Annotated in this window: 17 protein-coding genes; 3 read left to right on the plus strand and 14 right to left on the minus strand. The window is 46.2% G+C overall.

Going from position 1 to position 15,812, the window contains the following annotated elements; translation table 11 throughout:
• Positions 1-315 precede the first annotated feature (315 nt).
• The 12 genes from ACKTR5_RS05395 to deoC form a co-directional block, all read right to left on the minus strand.
• On the minus strand, positions 316-1,038 hold the full coding sequence (locus tag ACKTR5_RS05395) for a DUF443 family protein (protein ID WP_407879817.1): 723 nt from the start codon (positions 1,036-1,038) through the stop codon (positions 316-318).
• 171 nt (positions 1,039-1,209) lie between these two features.
• Positions 1,210-1,530 carry a DUF4176 domain-containing protein gene (locus ACKTR5_RS05400; protein ID WP_407879818.1) on the minus strand — a complete coding sequence of 107 codons (321 nt, stop codon included), beginning with the start codon at positions 1,528-1,530 and terminating at the stop codon, positions 1,210-1,212.
• A gap of 240 nt (positions 1,531-1,770) precedes the next feature.
• On the minus strand, positions 1,771-2,196 hold the full coding sequence (locus ACKTR5_RS05405; protein ID WP_407879820.1) for a hypothetical protein: 426 nt from the start codon (positions 2,194-2,196) through the stop codon (positions 1,771-1,773).
• 38 nt (positions 2,197-2,234) lie between these two features.
• Positions 2,235-2,864, minus strand: a complete 630-nt coding sequence (locus tag ACKTR5_RS05410) for a hypothetical protein (protein WP_407879822.1) — start codon at positions 2,862-2,864, stop codon at positions 2,235-2,237.
• Positions 2,861-4,090, minus strand: coding sequence for a T7SS effector LXG polymorphic toxin (locus ACKTR5_RS05415; RefSeq protein ID WP_407879824.1), 1,230 nt, complete (start codon positions 4,088-4,090; stop codon positions 2,861-2,863). The genes ACKTR5_RS05410 and ACKTR5_RS05415 overlap by 4 nt, the downstream gene beginning before the upstream one ends.
• 13 nt (positions 4,091-4,103) lie before the next feature.
• Entirely contained in the window at positions 4,104-4,382 is a 279-nt protein-coding gene (locus tag ACKTR5_RS05420) for a hypothetical protein (RefSeq protein WP_407879825.1), read from the minus strand.
• Between the two features lie 16 nt (positions 4,383-4,398).
• A complete protein-coding gene (locus ACKTR5_RS05425; RefSeq protein WP_407879826.1) occupies positions 4,399-4,791 on the minus strand; it encodes a YwqH-like family protein in 393 nt (130 codons plus the stop codon).
• Between the two features lie 447 nt (positions 4,792-5,238).
• Positions 5,239-6,546 (minus strand): pyrimidine-nucleoside phosphorylase, encoded by a 1,308-nt coding sequence (locus tag ACKTR5_RS05430; RefSeq protein WP_407879828.1) that lies wholly within the window; start codon positions 6,544-6,546, stop codon positions 5,239-5,241.
• 15 nt (positions 6,547-6,561) lie between these two features.
• The gene (locus tag ACKTR5_RS05435) at positions 6,562-7,527 is read right to left on the minus strand and encodes a sugar-binding transcriptional regulator (RefSeq protein WP_407879830.1); all 966 of its coding nucleotides are present in this window, start codon (positions 7,525-7,527) and stop codon (positions 6,562-6,564) included.
• Positions 7,528-7,609: 82 nt separating this feature from the next.
• Entirely contained in the window at positions 7,610-8,320 is a 711-nt protein-coding gene (gene deoD / locus ACKTR5_RS05440) for a purine-nucleoside phosphorylase (protein WP_407879832.1), read from the minus strand.
• Between the two features lie 27 nt (positions 8,321-8,347).
• Entirely contained in the window at positions 8,348-9,547 is a 1,200-nt protein-coding gene (locus ACKTR5_RS05445; RefSeq protein ID WP_407879833.1) for a phosphopentomutase, read from the minus strand.
• A gap of 87 nt (positions 9,548-9,634) precedes the next feature.
• Positions 9,635-10,309 carry a deoxyribose-phosphate aldolase gene (gene deoC / locus ACKTR5_RS05450; protein WP_407879835.1) on the minus strand — a complete coding sequence of 225 codons (675 nt, stop codon included), beginning with the start codon at positions 10,307-10,309 and terminating at the stop codon, positions 9,635-9,637.
• A gap of 327 nt (positions 10,310-10,636) precedes the next feature.
• Here deoC and ACKTR5_RS05455 point away from each other — a divergent pair, with 327 nt between their 5' ends.
• The gene (locus ACKTR5_RS05455) at positions 10,637-11,203 is read left to right on the plus strand and encodes a sigma-70 RNA polymerase sigma factor region 4 domain-containing protein (protein ID WP_407879837.1); all 567 of its coding nucleotides are present in this window, start codon (positions 10,637-10,639) and stop codon (positions 11,201-11,203) included.
• A gap of 70 nt (positions 11,204-11,273) precedes the next feature.
• On the opposite strand, the gene ACKTR5_RS05460 is transcribed toward ACKTR5_RS05455, so the two are convergent.
• Complete coding sequence (locus ACKTR5_RS05460; protein WP_407879838.1) at positions 11,274-12,008, minus strand: transaldolase; 735 nt, start codon at positions 12,006-12,008, stop codon at positions 11,274-11,276.
• 300 nt (positions 12,009-12,308) lie between these two features.
• Here ACKTR5_RS05460 and ACKTR5_RS05465 point away from each other — a divergent pair, with 300 nt between their 5' ends.
• The gene (locus ACKTR5_RS05465; protein WP_407879840.1) at positions 12,309-13,451 is read left to right on the plus strand and encodes an ArgE/DapE family deacylase; all 1,143 of its coding nucleotides are present in this window, start codon (positions 12,309-12,311) and stop codon (positions 13,449-13,451) included.
• Positions 13,452-13,474: 23 nt separating this feature from the next.
• Complete coding sequence (locus ACKTR5_RS05470; protein WP_407879842.1) at positions 13,475-14,302, plus strand: Cof-type HAD-IIB family hydrolase; 828 nt, start codon at positions 13,475-13,477, stop codon at positions 14,300-14,302.
• Between the two features lie 77 nt (positions 14,303-14,379).
• On the opposite strand, the gene codA is transcribed toward ACKTR5_RS05470, so the two are convergent.
• Positions 14,380-15,615: a cytosine deaminase gene (gene codA, locus ACKTR5_RS05475; RefSeq protein ID WP_407879844.1), complete on the minus strand. Its 1,236-nt coding sequence runs from the start codon at positions 15,613-15,615 to the stop codon at positions 14,380-14,382.
• Between the last annotated feature and the right edge of the window lie 197 nt (positions 15,616-15,812).

Here is a 15,812-nt window from a genome sequence, read left to right on the forward strand (position 1 = left end):
TGTTAGATACGCTTCAACAGCAATGATTTTAGTTTCAATAGAAATTTTAGTCATAAGAAAACCCCGAAAGTTTGTTTCAACTTTCGGGGTAAAGGTCACCTTTACTAACTTTTTCCTTGATATTGATACTTTGAGGTTTTATTTTCTAATGCTCTTTTAGCCGTTTAATCCACCGAAACTTTGCCGGCCTTACGAGGTGGTTTCCTCGTTAAAATAGCACTTCATCACCATTTTGCTCAGTAATGGCCATCTGAGATGGTAATCATCACTTTCCATGCGTTACCTACTGGTTTCACAATTGTACTCATTTTCAGTCTAATCTTGATCCTCGATTTGAATTCGTAGATCTTTTGGAAAATAATAATTACCCTCGTACCACAGCAGGCCACTTAGTATCAGTGTAATCATCGAAAATGTTGGCACATCCAAACGATTACTATCCTGTATATAGCCCATGAACGATATAAAACAAATAATTAAAAAGACTAAAGCACCAATTGCGTACCCTTTATATGTCTCTACGTCTTCCACTTGATTAGTGGCAGCAACCACACATTTAACTTTAGTAGTGGCAGGCAGTATCGAAACGTTAAACTTCCTTTTGATTAAATTTTGGATATAAAAATACAGTATAAAATGAATGGCAATAACTAAAACTAAAACGAGGACTATCAAGGCATAGCCTTCGAGCATATTGTTAGCGACAATTTTTTGAGAAAACAATAGCGTAAACAACGCAAAGGGCGCTATTCCCCCGCCACCTTCTCGTCCAGCCTTTGATTTCCAGTCAGTTTGATGCAGCATTTTTTTAGCTTGCTCTTCACGATCAATCGAAAACATATATGCTGTATGCGGGAAAAACCAAACAAATCCCGGCAGAAATAATAAAAAGAACCGGTCAAAGGGATTAATCACATAAAGGTTTTTGCCATCATCTAAAACCCGGAACGTTATCCATGGCATTAGATAACCAAAATCTATAGCTGCTTCTGACTTTAAATATTTAACTTTATTATTTTCGTTATTAAGTGTCTGCATCTTAAACTCCTAGTATCTTCAACGAATCGCTTCTAAATCAGCCTGGTTCTAAGCAACCTTAATTAAAAAAGTTTTGATCAGGCTATAATCCTTCGGAAGGCATGCAGTTCTCATAATCAAAGAACACCATTTTGTCTGCCATTAAAAAACACTTTTTTACACTTACTCTTGTTATGCTTTTTTTGAGTCAGCTGCGCTCTCTACGTTTCCCTGATGCTTTAAAATTTCACCTTTGTTCTCTGAATGCCACTTTTCAAACACTTCTTCTAATCGCGCTTCATCATCGCTTACATAACCCTTATGAATCACTTTATCCACGTCACTATCATTAAAGTAGTACACGTTTTCTACATCCAAGCCTTCTGGTACCGCACAACTTGCATAGTCAAAATAAACATTTTGCTCATTCTGTTCTACAATTGTGCCGCGTGCCAAGACCATTAATGGTTTGGTTCCACCTTTTAAATAAACAACCGTTCCGAGTGCTAGCATGACCATTTCCTCCTAATTATCTTCCAAACGAAAATCATCAAATACAGGCAGCTTGCTGACACGCAAACTGTCACTGAGTTGAACAATTAGTAATACGTTAAAAATAAGGTAAGCCAACCCACCCGTTGTAGTAAATACTCCAACCAGTGCAATAAGCATCACAAGAACGACAATGCTTAGAAAGCCGCGTGCATCCGCACCACCCATATAAGAATGCGCTTTGGTTTCAATTTTAAGAACTCACAACGTTTTCTTTTCACCATGCCATTCATTCCGACCAAAAAAACGATTAATTCTCATTTTTGTCATTCGATTACAAAGAGCAACGGTTATCCCACACATTACTAGTGCCCCGACAAACCTAATCGATGGTGATTTTGGAAAAATAGTCACATTCAAAAATAACCATATTATGAGACCACTTCCTAGAGCCAATTGAAGCCATCTATTTCCTGTTAATGCCAACATTTCGTCTTGCTGAATAAGTTCTTCCTCACCAGAATCAAGCCGATAGAGGTTATGTTTAAAGTACCAAGTTAAATCGGGAATGAAGGCCCACAGCGGGTTGGACCACATGTCAACCAGATAAAGAGTATCCCCAATCTTAATCAAAGGTAGCATTGCTTTATTAGAAACCTGGATTGGTTTATTAATAACTTGTTGCATAACACTTCTCCCACTAATTAAGTTTACTTGCACAATAACTACTTCCGTCGATATACCCAAACATTCTTTGCCAATGGTAGTTTAACGAAAGCGAATGTTATAAAGGTTACACAGGCAACTACCGTCAAACAGAATGTAAAGGTCACCACATGATTTGGAATTAATCGTGTAATTAAAATAAATTCAATTAGGGATAACCCAAGCTGATATTTAAACATGTCTGTTTCCCAAAAACTTTGTTTCGGTTGTAATCTAACAAACACCTTTTGACAGCGAGAAAATTGTTGGTTAAACCGTTGCTGAAATTTTTTATTCCAATACAGGTAGATTCCGGCGGCAATTGCACCAACCATTAATGCAACAACCACTGCAACTAAGAGGTTAAAAGCAGTCCAAAAAAATATTGCGATACTTAGTAGTAGCCCTAGTTTCACATTGAAGTTATGTAGATCCGACAAATTTGTTAGCGTTCCGTCCTCAAATTCTTTTTTATTAACCAAACGCCCTGTAGTGGTTGTTGTTTGCCATGTTAATGGAAAAAGCCACGTAAACGCGTTACTTAGAAGGTCTATAGATAATTTTGTTCCGTCCTCAAGCGTTAATATGCGCCAGATTCCGAATTGCTCAATTTCTTTTACTTCAAAAACGTCATCTTCATTTATTGTCATTTTTTTACTTGCCCTGCAAATGCGGCTGCATACGCCGCACTAGTACTTTCTTTATAATCTTTTGGTTGATCAACTTTTACCGTCTTCTTCGGTAATTTACCACCATAGGCCACTCCGTATTTTCCGGCACCTCTTCTTTTAATTTCGTTATCTTCCTCACCTGATTTTTTAAATGCATGCGGATGATCCATCATATACCCGACCTCATTAGTCACACCAATCCCTATAAGCAAAATAGATCCGCTTACAACAATTGCCGGTAATGACGCGGTAATCCCTGCCCCTGCTACAGTTAATCCCGCATCAGTAGCGGCTACATTCATCCCGTCCGTAGCTACTTCTCCTGCTACAAACTGCGCAGTTGTTTTCTCTAAGACATGTCTGCTAGGCGCCTTAGCGCCATTGTTATTCAACAAAAGACTGGTAATAAACGATAACCCTTTAGAATAAATATTTCCGTATTTTCCTGCCTTGGAAACACCGTTCAATAACTCTTCCAAGATAATATCCTTAAAGATATTAGAATCCTCTTCATGTTGAACCGCACGATGATTTACGCTTCTTACCGTTACCCGCTGATTCTTCTTTCCATGTTTAACCTTGGCCTTAGTTGTTTGTCCGAGCCCGCCCATGAAGACATTATCACCTTTATGATCTAACGACACCTTGATGTGACTCGCAACTTTGGCTGCACTATCTGACAAGTTGTTGATTCGTTGTGGGGTCCTAATTCCATTGAATTCTGCTAACCGTTGTTGTGTTTGCATGATACTGCGCTCAGAATCCTCAAGCTCAGTCAACGCTGTTGTCCGTAACCGAATGACGGTTGCCAATCCGCTCGCTTGGGTACAACCTTCGTTTCCTTTATGAATCCCCTGATCTAATTCACGGTACAGGGATTCCAATTTCTGCCGCTGTTCCTGCAAATAATCCGTATCAAGAATGGCGTCATCCCGACTATCAACGCCGCTTCGAAACATGGTAATCAGCTGCTCAAACTCCCGTGATAAATCGGTAACATTACCAGCTAACGTTTCAGCCGCATTATCGTGCACTTGGCGAACATAGATGCCCATGCTCCGCTGAGCCGCTCCCTGAAATCCCTCTGAATGAGGAACCTGGCCCATGGTCACCTTCACCCGGTTTAACTGATTGACCATGTGACGCCCCTGGGCGTGCAACTGTTGCGCGGCGTTTATGACCTGCCGCATATCAACCCTTACCATAATGATTCACCCCCTAGTGACTTTTAAACCCAATTGCGCTTGCTTGGTCGGCCGCCTGCATTTGCGTCCCAACATGACTAAACTGGCCTGTGTCGCGTTCTGCTAAACTCGCATACTGGTTAATAATTCCGTTCAACCGTTGCTCCAACTGCCCAATTTCAACAAATGGCCGGGCATTGGTCCGCCCAAGGTTTAACGGCTGTAGATGCGTTCCGGCCAAATTGGCCGCCGCGTGACCAGCTGTTCCAATATTTGCTTGTAATGCACCACGATTAACTGCGATTTTCCCCATGATCAGCACACCCTTTCTATTCCATGGCACTCTCTAAACTGCTAATTACCCGTTCAACATCGGTTGCTCGGCTTTCAAGTTCACTGATTTTTCGCTGCACAGTAGCTTTATTTTCCTTGTTCTGCTCAACGTCTCGCTTAATTGCCCGCGTCACACTGTCAAAGCGCTCATCAAACATTTGTCGCCGCTGACCACGCCAACGGCTGTCGTCTAGTCCACGGCCAAATGAGTTGGCACGACTTTCAACCTGCTCTAACGTTGCCATGGCCGCCACCATGGTTATTTTTGCATGTTTCAACCGCGTTAGCTTTCGATGTAAAGATTCTAATTGTTCATGGTGCTCCGCAATCTCTCGTCGACGCCGTGAATTACGGGCTTGTTTAGCCGCCTTTTCTTGTGCATCACTCATTAACAACATCCTCCATTGATAAATCAATTTTTTCGTAAAATGGCGGCAAAAATCGCTATCCATCTCAAACATTTCTTATCATAAATTAATAACACCTTATATTTACACATCAGTAATTAACCGTCAATCACAAAAAAATCTTTTCACAATGGCACATTTTGTTTCATGTTCGTAAAACGGTATTAAACCGGCAATTGCACTCAATTAAGACAGACAAAACTTTTTTATTTTTTCACTGATATTTGTGCTCATTATTAGTGCTAGTTACCCCCAATCTTTCCGGTCACGCTTAACACGCCTAGGCCTTTTTAGGTAGTTACCGCCATTATTATATGGAAAACAAGCGTTTATCATTTCGTGAATTTAAATACATGATCGCTCTTACAGTGCATAAAAAAAGGAAAGCCCCCATCAGGTTGGCTTTCCTTTTGATTATCAAAATTATTTCTATGACAATACTTTATGAATCAACGTCAATGGTTCAACAACTGTACCGGGCTTATCAATTGTCACGTTATCCCGAATCAACTGTTCAACTTCACTGATGTCCTCCTGATTACTATACACTGTCATCAGCGATTCACCGGCAGCAACGTCATCGCCGACCTTCTTGTTCAGCATAATGCCGACCGCATAATCCAGCTTGTCATCCTTAGTTTGGCGGCCACCACCAAGGAGCATGGCGGCGATTCCCATTTCATCCGCCTTCATGCCAGTGATAACACCGGCCGTCGTGGCCTTGATCTCAATTTGATGAGCTGCTTGTGGCATCAATTCAGGGTGTTCAATCACGTTTCCATCACCACCCTGCGCTTCGATCATGGCCCGGAATTTTTCTAGGGCGGACCCGTCATCAATCTTCGCCTGCAACTGTTGCCGTGCCGCCGCTAAGTCTGGTGCCAAGCCGGCCATCACTACCATCTGACTTCCAATCGTCAACACGAGGTCCGTCAAATCAGCGGGACCTTGCCCCTTTAGCAGGTCAATGGATTCCTTGATTTCCAGGGCGTTCCCAATGGCCAAACCGAGTGGTTGATTCATATCTGAGATGACTGCCATGGCATTCATGCCAACGCCCTTCCCGATTTCAACAAGCGCCGTTGCCAAGTTAACGGCTTCAGCTTCCGTTTTCATAAACGCACCAGAACCGGTCTTCACGTCCAAGACCAACGCGTCGGTGCCACTGGCAATCTTCTTACTCATAATGGAACCCGCAATCAACGGAATTGAATCCACGGTGTCCGTCACGTCACGCAGGGCATAAATCTTTTTATCGGCAGGCGCAATGTTCCCGGTGGCCCCCACGATGGCACAACCAACGTCACGAACCTGTTGTTTAAATGCAGCTTCACTGATTTCAACGTTTAATCCGGGAATTGCTTCCAGTTTATCCAGCGTTCCACCAGTGTGGCCCAGGCCCCGACCAGAAATCATTGGGACCGGAATTCCCATGGCTGCCACTAACGGGGCCAACGGAATGCTCGTTTTATCCCCAACCCCACCGGTTGAGTGCTTATCGACCTTCATTCCAGGAATGTCGCTTAGATCCAGCACATCGCCAGAGTGCAGCATTGCCATGGTCATAGCCGTCGTTTCTTCCTTAGTCATGCCCTTCAGGTAAATGGCCATGAGAAGCGCGCTCACTTGGTAATCCGGAATATCACCGGCTGTATATCCGTCAATAAAGAACTGAATTTGTTCCTGGCTTAATGTGCCACCGTTTCGTTTTACATCAATTACATCGACCATCCGCATGGGTTGGTTCCTCCTTTAATCTGCGTCGGGACTGCCAAACGCAAGTAATTCTGCCGCACTTTCTTGATCAATGATCAGCGTGTTGGCATATTGGGCCTGTAGCGCGCCATGAACCGCCGGCACCTTCGCCGGGTTGGCCGCCACTAAAATACTGTGTGGTTTTGTCGTCAGGTCGGTTAACGCCACCCCAATGGTGCGTTGGTCAATATCTGGTGCCACCACCTGACCGTTCACATCAATAAACCGAGAAAAGACGTCCCCGACCGCGCGTTCTTGCAACCGTTCCTGCTCCTCATGGGTGAAATACCCCAGTTTAAACAGAAGTGCTGAGTCACGGACCGTTCCCACGGTAAAGACGGCAATGCTTGCCTGTTTACCAAGTTCAATGATGTGTTTGATGTGTGTATCTTGTTCCACAAGTTCTTTGGTCTGTTGATGATCAAAAATAACCGGCAGGGGTAAATATTCAGGCAGCGTGTGAAACGCATTCGCAAACGTATTGACACTTTCAAATGCGTAATTATTACTTTGCGTGTTGGCAACGCTCCCCTTCATTTGGACGACCTGCACGCCACTGACATCCTTTGGATCTAGATGATTGGCCACCTGGTGCAAGGTCTTGCCCCAACCAATTCCGATAATGTCATCGTTTTGAACAATTTGCTCGATGTAACCAGCGGCCGCATTACCCACGCGTTCTAACAGATCCGTTGAGGTTGAGGCCTGCGCCGGAACCACCAGTAAATGGCGTAATTTCGGGTACTTGGCCTGAAGTGCATCCGTTAGTTGCGCCACCGAGGCCACCGGATTAACAATTTCAATTTTCACGAGCCCCGTCTCCCGCGCGTGTTGCAGTAGCCGGGAAACGGTCGCCCGTGAACTACCAATTTCAGTTGCAATTTCGCCCTGACTCCAATTGTTTTGATAATACAATTTGGCCACCTTAAGGCTAGCAGCTAACCGTGCTTCCTCCGCTTCCATGCTGATCACTTCCCATTATGTTGATAAACCAATAAACGGCCGGTCGGAACAGATCCGGCCGGCCGTTAGATGGTTACTTGACTTATTTTCCTGCAATTGCCGTTTCCAGTGAGATCTTGATCATATCGTTAAAGGTCTTTTCACGTTCTTCAGCCGTCGTCTTTTCCTCAGCGAAAATCAAATCACTGACCGTCAAAACAGACAGTGCGCGGAAGTGCAGTTTAGCACCCAGGAGGTACAGCCCCGCTGATTCCATTTCCGTTCCGATGACACCGTAGTCGGCCAATTTTTGCATGTCCAGTTCGTCGTTATAGAACCGGTCTGCCGCAAAAATGTCACCAACCTTTGGCGTAATCCCGAGGTCCTTTGCTGCATGGTACGCCGTGTCTAACAATTCAAAATTTGCTAATGGCGCGTAGTGGATTCCAGGGCCAAACGTGTTCGCCGTAACGGCTGAGTCCGTGGTCGAACCAGACGCCAACAAAACATCACGTAAATGAACGTCTGGTGCCATCCCACCACAGGAGCCAACCCGGATGATCGTCTTAACACCGAAAAACTTCACCAGTTCGTTAATGTAGATCGACATCGACGGAATCCCCATCCCGGAACCTTGAACGGAAATGCGGTGTCCTTTATATTCACCGGTGTAACCGAACGCGTTTCGCACAGAGTTGACCTGCTTAACGTTGGTTAAGAAGTTTTCAGCGATGTACTTTGCCCGTAATGGGTCGCCTGGTAGTAACACCGTGTCTGCATAGTCACCGTCATTTGCGCCAATATGTGTACTCATGTGTTGCTCCTTTCAATTCCGTCTGAATTAGTCGTTTGTCACTGCCGTTAAGAAACTGGTGCCGTCAGCCCCGCCGGTAACGCCGAAGTTTTCCAGAACCGTTGCGCCCATGTCAGCAAATGTCTTGCGGACACCTAAGGACTGGTTTGGTTTCGTCATTGATGGGGAGTAAGCCAACATTGGAACGAATTCACGGGTGTGGTCTGTCCCCTTGAAACCAGGGTCATTCCCATGGTCGGCAGTCAGGAGCAGCAAATCGTCATCCTTCAAGTTGGCCATAACAGTTTCAAGCCGCTTGTCAAAGTCCATCAGCGCTTGACCAAACCCTTCAGGATTCCGCCGGTGACCGTACATTGCGTCAAAGTCCACCAAGTTTGTAAAACAGAAACCATGGAAGTCTGTCGCCATGACCGTGTCCACGTGGTCCATCCCGTCCATGTTACTTTCGTTGTGGTAACCCTTGGTGATGCCGTGACCAGAGAAGATGTCGTTGATCTTCCCAATTCCAATCACATCAAGACCAGCAGCCTTCAACCGATCTAAGTCCGTTTCGCCCGTTGGTTCTAAACTAAAGTCATGCCGATTTGCTGTCCGCGTAAAGTGGTCCTTATCTGGGCCGACGTAAGGCCGCGCAATGATCCGCCCCACTGTCCATTCTGGACCGTTAACTAACGTCCGGGCATATTCACAGATCTTGTATAATTCATCAACTGAGATCACGTCTTCATGCGCCGCAATTTGGAGCACTGAGTCGCCGGAGGTGTACACGATCAGGTCACCGGTCGCCATCTGTTGTTCACCGTAATCATGAATAACATCAGTTCCCGAATATGGCTTATTCACAATCACTTTCCGACCAGAAAATTCTTCCAGTTTTGTTAAAATTTCTGCTGGAAAACCGTTTGGAAATGTTGAAAGTGGGTGGCGAACTGGCAAGCCCATCATTTCCCAGTGGCCGTCCATACTGTCCTTCCCCGCTGAGACTTCTTCCATCTTTCCAAAGGCACCGAGTGCTGGTGTTGCAACAGGAACCCCTTCAATGGGCTTGTCTGGGCGAATGTTGCTCAGCCCCAACTTAGCCAAATTTGGGAGGGCAAGGTTCCCCGCAAAGTGGGCCCCCACGTGTCCTAATGTATCTGCCCCAACATCATCAAAGTTTTCGGCGTCTGGTGCTTCACCGATCCCAACTGAATCCAACACAATTGCAAAAATTCGTTTATAAGCCATGATCAAACGTTCCTTTCCGTCTCTCAGAATCGTTCCTACGTTATTTTAAAGCGCTTACATAATCTTGCCGGCAAAAATTCCGACAGTCTACTGTTCCGCTGCTTCCTTCAGGATCGCAACGGACGCAGAAACACCTAAACGGTTTGCACCAGCTTCGATCATGTTGTACGCGTCAGCCAATGAATGAATTCCACCAGCAGCCTTGATCTTGAAGTCTGGGCCAACTGCCTTCCGCATCAATTCAACGTCTTGAACACGGGCACCAAACGTGGAGAACCCAGTTGACGTCTTCACAAAGTCAGCGCCACCCTTAACGGTCAGTTCAGAAGCACGCCGTTTTTCATCATCTGTGAGCAGGGCATTTTCGATGATCACCTTCAGCAGTTTCCCCTTAGCATGGGTTGCGTCAGCAACGGCCTTGATGTCTGCCAAAACAACGTCATCATGGTTTGATTTTAATTCACCAATGTTGATGACCATGTCCACTTCATCAGCACCATCATCAATAGAATCGTTTGTTTCGAAGACCTTCACAGCCGTTGTGTTTGCCCCCAGAGGGAAGCCAATAACGGTACAAGTTGCCACGTCAGTTCCGGCTAACCCTTCGTGAACCCGCTTAACCCAGTATGGGTTGATGCAGACGGATGCTGTGTTATATTCACGCGCTTCCGCAATCGTTCGGTCGATCATGGCTTCCGTTGCTTCAGGCTTGAGCATTGTGTGATCCATGTATTTGGCTAATTCTGCTTGAGTTAATTTCATCGTTATGAAACCCCTTTCATTTTTTGGTTTCAGTATAGCAACACCCTTGAACATTTGTCCAGCAATTTCGCGAACATTTTTTCACATTTGCTTTTTTGCCGGGTAAACTCATCCGTTAAATGGCTGTTTTAGCCGGCTACCATCGCATTTCCTCCACGATAAGGATCAATAACAACGCCAACTGCTCACCACCAGTATCTGACGCTAGTGATGGCTCAGATTGACGGATCATTTTTCAACCTGTGGCCCCTCGCGTTTATGCCAGCGCATCCACTACACTGTTCTCGACCAAAGGCCTTTGGATCATGCATAAAGGACGGTATCTCCATGACCAAAATTTGTTTGCACGATTACCCGGCACTCACTCAAGCCGGCTTTACCTTTATTTTGGCACCAGCAAATGCCCGCGTTTTATACGGGGTGGTCAAACGACTCCACGTCCGCCCAACCGATTCCTATTATGACGACGTCTGCTCCGAGGGCCGTTTACAATACGTCCAGGTGTACGTCGAATACGTGCTCAAGTTTACCAGCTACGATCCAGAACAATTACGCCGCTATGCATATCAACGCTTGTATTGGCGCCTCTTGGATTGGCTTCGTGCCACGACCCGAACAATGATCCATCAAGCCCCCTTAACCGAGACCACCATTACCAAGACGACGACCACTGACTTCACGGCCCCCATCGCAGACCATGCGTTTTTGACGCAGGTCCTGGCGCGGTGTACAGACAGCGAACGCCAGCTGCTCACCGTCCTCTTGGTTCCAGATCAATCAGTAACCACTGCGGCCAGTCAACTTCACATTTCGCGCCCGACGTTATACCGCCGACGCCGAGCACTAGCAGCCACCCTGCGCCACCGATACCCAACCCTTTTTCCACCAGAATAACGGCCCCCGTTAATCAACCAAAGAATGGCTGTCATCCCAGTAACATTAAGGGATGACAGCCATTTTTAAATTATCGGGATAAAATTGAAAAACCAAGGGCTTGGCTATCCGCTTTGAACCGTTTCACCGTTGCCAATGAATAATCTTCTAGCGGTGTTCCAAGAAGCGTCAATTTTTTCAAGAGTTCTGGTGGACATGTAATAATATCCGTGTGTGTTTGGGCAGCTTGCATGACGTTGTAAACTTCCCGTTGACTCGCCCACAGAAGCTTCAATTCTGGCTTAAAGTGAACAATGTCAGCGTATTTGGACATCAATGGGCGTGGGTCGACACCCGTATCAGCAATGCGTCCAGCAAAGACCGACACGATTCCGCCGGTTGTTTCGTCCAGCGCGTCAGTCACTTCACGAACCTGTTGCTCCGTAAAGATCGCCGTGGCATTGATCTTGATGCCCTTTTGCGATAGTTTATGAATCAACGGCACGGTTGATTCACCTAACGAATTCATCACCGGAACTTTAACGTAGACGTGCGTGCCAAAGTGACTGATGAGTGTTGCTTCTTTTTCCATCTCTTCTAAATCGTCACTAAAGACCTCAAACGAAATTGGCACATCAGGAATTGCGGCCACCGCTTGGTGGGCAAATTCAACATAGTCAGTTACCCCGGCTTGTTTCATTAACGATGGGTTCGTTGTAAACCCGCTTACGATGCCAGAGTGATAAGCTTCGACCATCTGATTAATGTCTGCACCATCTGCATATAATTCCACACCTAATTGATTCATTTTAACGTTGTTATTCATTGGTATCATCCTTTATATCTTTGTGTATAGCCAATATTTTCGATATAATCATAATTGGTCTATGTAAAAAACATACTCGTTGCGATTATCAGCGACAAGCCTTGTTTTATGATAGAATGATTAAAAGACAGTTTTTCTCTCATATTGGTTAATCTTAAAATTGCTGGCAATCCCTAATAAATTGCATTTTTATCCCAATTGGTCTAGGTGATTTGCACCGGTTGCACAATTCTCATTAAATTCGTTACTAATTAACCCTTGTGACCAATTAAAACTGCCGTTTAGGAGGTTGATGTTATTATGAATAATGAAGAAGCGGTCGCATTTTTACGTAATCTCCTTCAAATTGATTCCCGTAACGGCCACGAAGAGGCCGTTGCCGACAGAATTGTGACCGAACTTGCGGCTCATCAGATTTCGGCCACCAAGATTCCGTACGCTCCTGGCCGTAGTAACCTCTTTGTTGAACTCGATTCTGGCCGACCTGGTAAAACATTGATGCTCACTGGCCATTTAGACACGGTGGCCGCCGATGAACATGATGACTGGCAGTTTCCACCGTTGGCAGGTCACATCGACCATGATGTGTTGTACGGCCGGGGGGCAGCTGACATGAAAAGCGGCCTCGCCGCCATGGTGGCTACGTTAATTAACCTCCATGATGCCCGCAAACCGACCCGCGGCAAACTCCAATTTCTCGCAACGGTTGGGGAAGAATATGGGGCTCCGGGTTCACGAATGCTCACTCAAAAGGGCTACGTCGACCATGTTGACGCCATGATTGTGGGCGAACCAACCAGTAACCAAATTATCTTTGCCCATAACGGTTCCATTGACTATTCAATTGATGCAACCGGTCGCTCCGTGCATTCATCGATGCCTGAACAAGGCATTAACGCCATTGATCTTCTTGTTCAGTTTATTAATGAAGAAGCCCATGCATTTGACGACGCCCCGATCAGTGACGTCTTGGGCCCCGTTGTCCACGCCATCACGGTGATCAACGGTGGTGATCAGGTCAACTCGATCCCGGGAACGGCCCATTTAGAGGGCAACATCCGGCCGATTCCTGACTTCGATAATGACAAGGTCATTGCTCGCCTTCAACAACTTGTCGACACCATCAACGCCCGTCAGGAGGGCACCCTTGCCCTCACCGTTGACTTTAGTTTCTTCCCAGTCATTTCGGACCGCCAATCAGCCCTCGTCAAAACGGCGCAAGCGGCCTTTCAAACGGTTCACCAAGCCCCCGCGCAGTTGGCCGTTATTCACGGGGCAACGGATGCGTCTGAATATACAAAAGCAACCCATCAATTTCCCATTATCGTGCTTGGTCCGGGTCGTTGGGAACTTGCTCACCAGGTCAATGAACGGATCGAATTGACCGACTTTCAACAAATGATCGCTGTTTATCAGCGCATCAGTACCGATTTTCTAAACTAACCTACCGAAACAGAGGAGTTTTCATGACCATCAAACTTATCGCTGTCGACATGGACGGCACCTTTCTAAACGACGCAAACACCTATAATCACGATCGTTTTGCCGATCAATTACGCGCACTCACGGATAAGGGCATTCACTTTGCGGCAGCGTCTGGTTCCCAGTATCAACGCCTCGTCAAACAATTTACCGAATTCAAACATCAAATGGACTTCATTTCCGACAATGGCGCCATTGTCCACGCCAGAGATGAACTGCTCTTTGCCAGTCAAATTCCTGATGACCTCATCGTCCAAACGCTACAAACGTTGAAAACGCACTTCCCCCAACCGTTTGCGCTGACCACTGTCTCTGGGGTTCGCAGTGCGTACGTTGATGGCATCACCCCGGATCCCGTTTTTGAACACATTAAACTGTATTATGATGCCCTTGACCGCTTAACCGATTTATTTGATGTCAACCCGCAGCAACTCGCGGACCAAGTGGTTAAAATTGCCCTCACCTTTGATCCTACACGGGTTACGCCTGCGCAAGCTGCAACGTTACCCGCGCTGCTTGATCCCCACCTCACCGCCCTGAACTCTGGTTTTGATACCCAAGATATCGGTCTTACCGGCATCACCAAAGCGACGGGTCTCCAGCACCTTCAGGAACGGTATCACGTTGCTAACGATGAGCTCGCCACGTTTGGTGACAACGAAAATGACCTGGACATGTTAACGATGACGCCCCATGGTTACGCCATGGCAAACGCTCATAAAAGCATCATTGACCAGGCCCCAAAACAGGGTGGGCACAACAACGATGACGGTGTCTTAAACGTGATCGATCAAATTTTGGCAGCAAACTAACTGCCCTCACCCAGCGCAATTAAAAAAACGGCGCCAAGATAATCATCTTGGCACCGTTTTTTTCGTTCACACTGATCTTAAAAGTTCAGGGTTGTCTCTTTTGGCGTCGTTTGCGCGATCACCTTCCCGTGACGAATTGAATACAGCACCTCTGCGTGCTCATTTAGTGTGTTGTAGAAATCATGTTGGTTATAAATGATGCAGTTTGCCGGTTTGCCCACTTCGATCCCGTAATGGTCCAAAATGTGGAGGGCCTTGGCTGCGTGGCTTGTCACAAATTCAAACGAATTATTGATTTCGTCATACCCCATCATGTGCCCAACGTGTAGCCCCATTGAAACGGGATCAAGCATGTTCCCATTCCCCATTGGGTACCACGGATCACGAATGTCATCCTCCCCAAAGGCAACGTTGATTCCATCAGCGGTGAGCTCCTTGACCCGCGTCATTCCCCGTCGCTTCGGATACGTGTCAAACCGACCACCCAAGTTTGTGTTCACCAGCGGATTGGCGATCATGTTAATGTCAGCCATCCGTAATAACCGGAACAACTTATACGCGTACGCATTATTATATGAACCCAACGCTGTGGTGTGACTTGCCGTGACACGGTCACCCAGACCCGTCTCGTAGGCGATGGTGGCCAGTGTTTCAAGGTGCCGTGAAGCCGGATCGTCAATTTCATCGCAGTGAACGTCGATCAAACGGTCGTAGCGTTCTGCTAACTCGGCAATGTAATGAAGTGAGTCGATCCCATATTCGCGGGTAAATTCAAAGTGCGGAATCCCCCCGATCACGTCGGCCCCCATCTTCACGGCTTCTTCCATCAGTTCTTTTCCATGTGGAAACGATAAAATCCCTTCCTGTGGAAACGCAACCAACTGTAATTCGACTTCATCAGCCATTTCTTCTTTAACCGCTAACAGGCCCTTTAATGCGGTAAAGCTGGGGTCCGTTACGTCAACGTGTGACCGAACCACCTGAATTCCGTTCGCAATTTGTTTGCGTAGGGTCAGCTTAGCCCGCTCCTTCACGTCGTCAACCGTTAGTGTCTTTTTTCGTTCAGACCAGATCCGAATCCCGTCAAACAATGTGCCCGATTGATTCCACTCTGGATCGCCAGCCGTCTGGGTCGCGTCCAAATGAACATGGGGATCAACCAGTGGTGGAAGTAACAGTTTATGGTCAGCATTGATGATCGTTTCACCATCTCGTGGTTCAATGTGGTGATCAATGGCCGTAAACTGACCGTCCTCAATTCGTAAGTCACATGGTTCTTGTTGATTGTTGATTAACGCTTGTTGGATAAGCATTCGTCTGGCCCCTTCCAAATATTGGTTTTACACAACAATAAAACTTTAATTTAGAATACGGCTAATTATGAACGATTGCAAACATTCACGCCAATAAAGTTCGTTAATTAATTCGATTAATCATTTTATTAATGACAAAAATCCATCTGGCCAGCACAAAAAAAGCGACCAGCCACGGTCGCTTTAGGAGTGAAACC

Origin of the sequence: Furfurilactobacillus entadae, from assembly GCF_045862745.1 — a bacterium.
Lineage (GTDB): Bacteria > Bacillota > Bacilli > Lactobacillales > Lactobacillaceae > Furfurilactobacillus > Furfurilactobacillus entadae.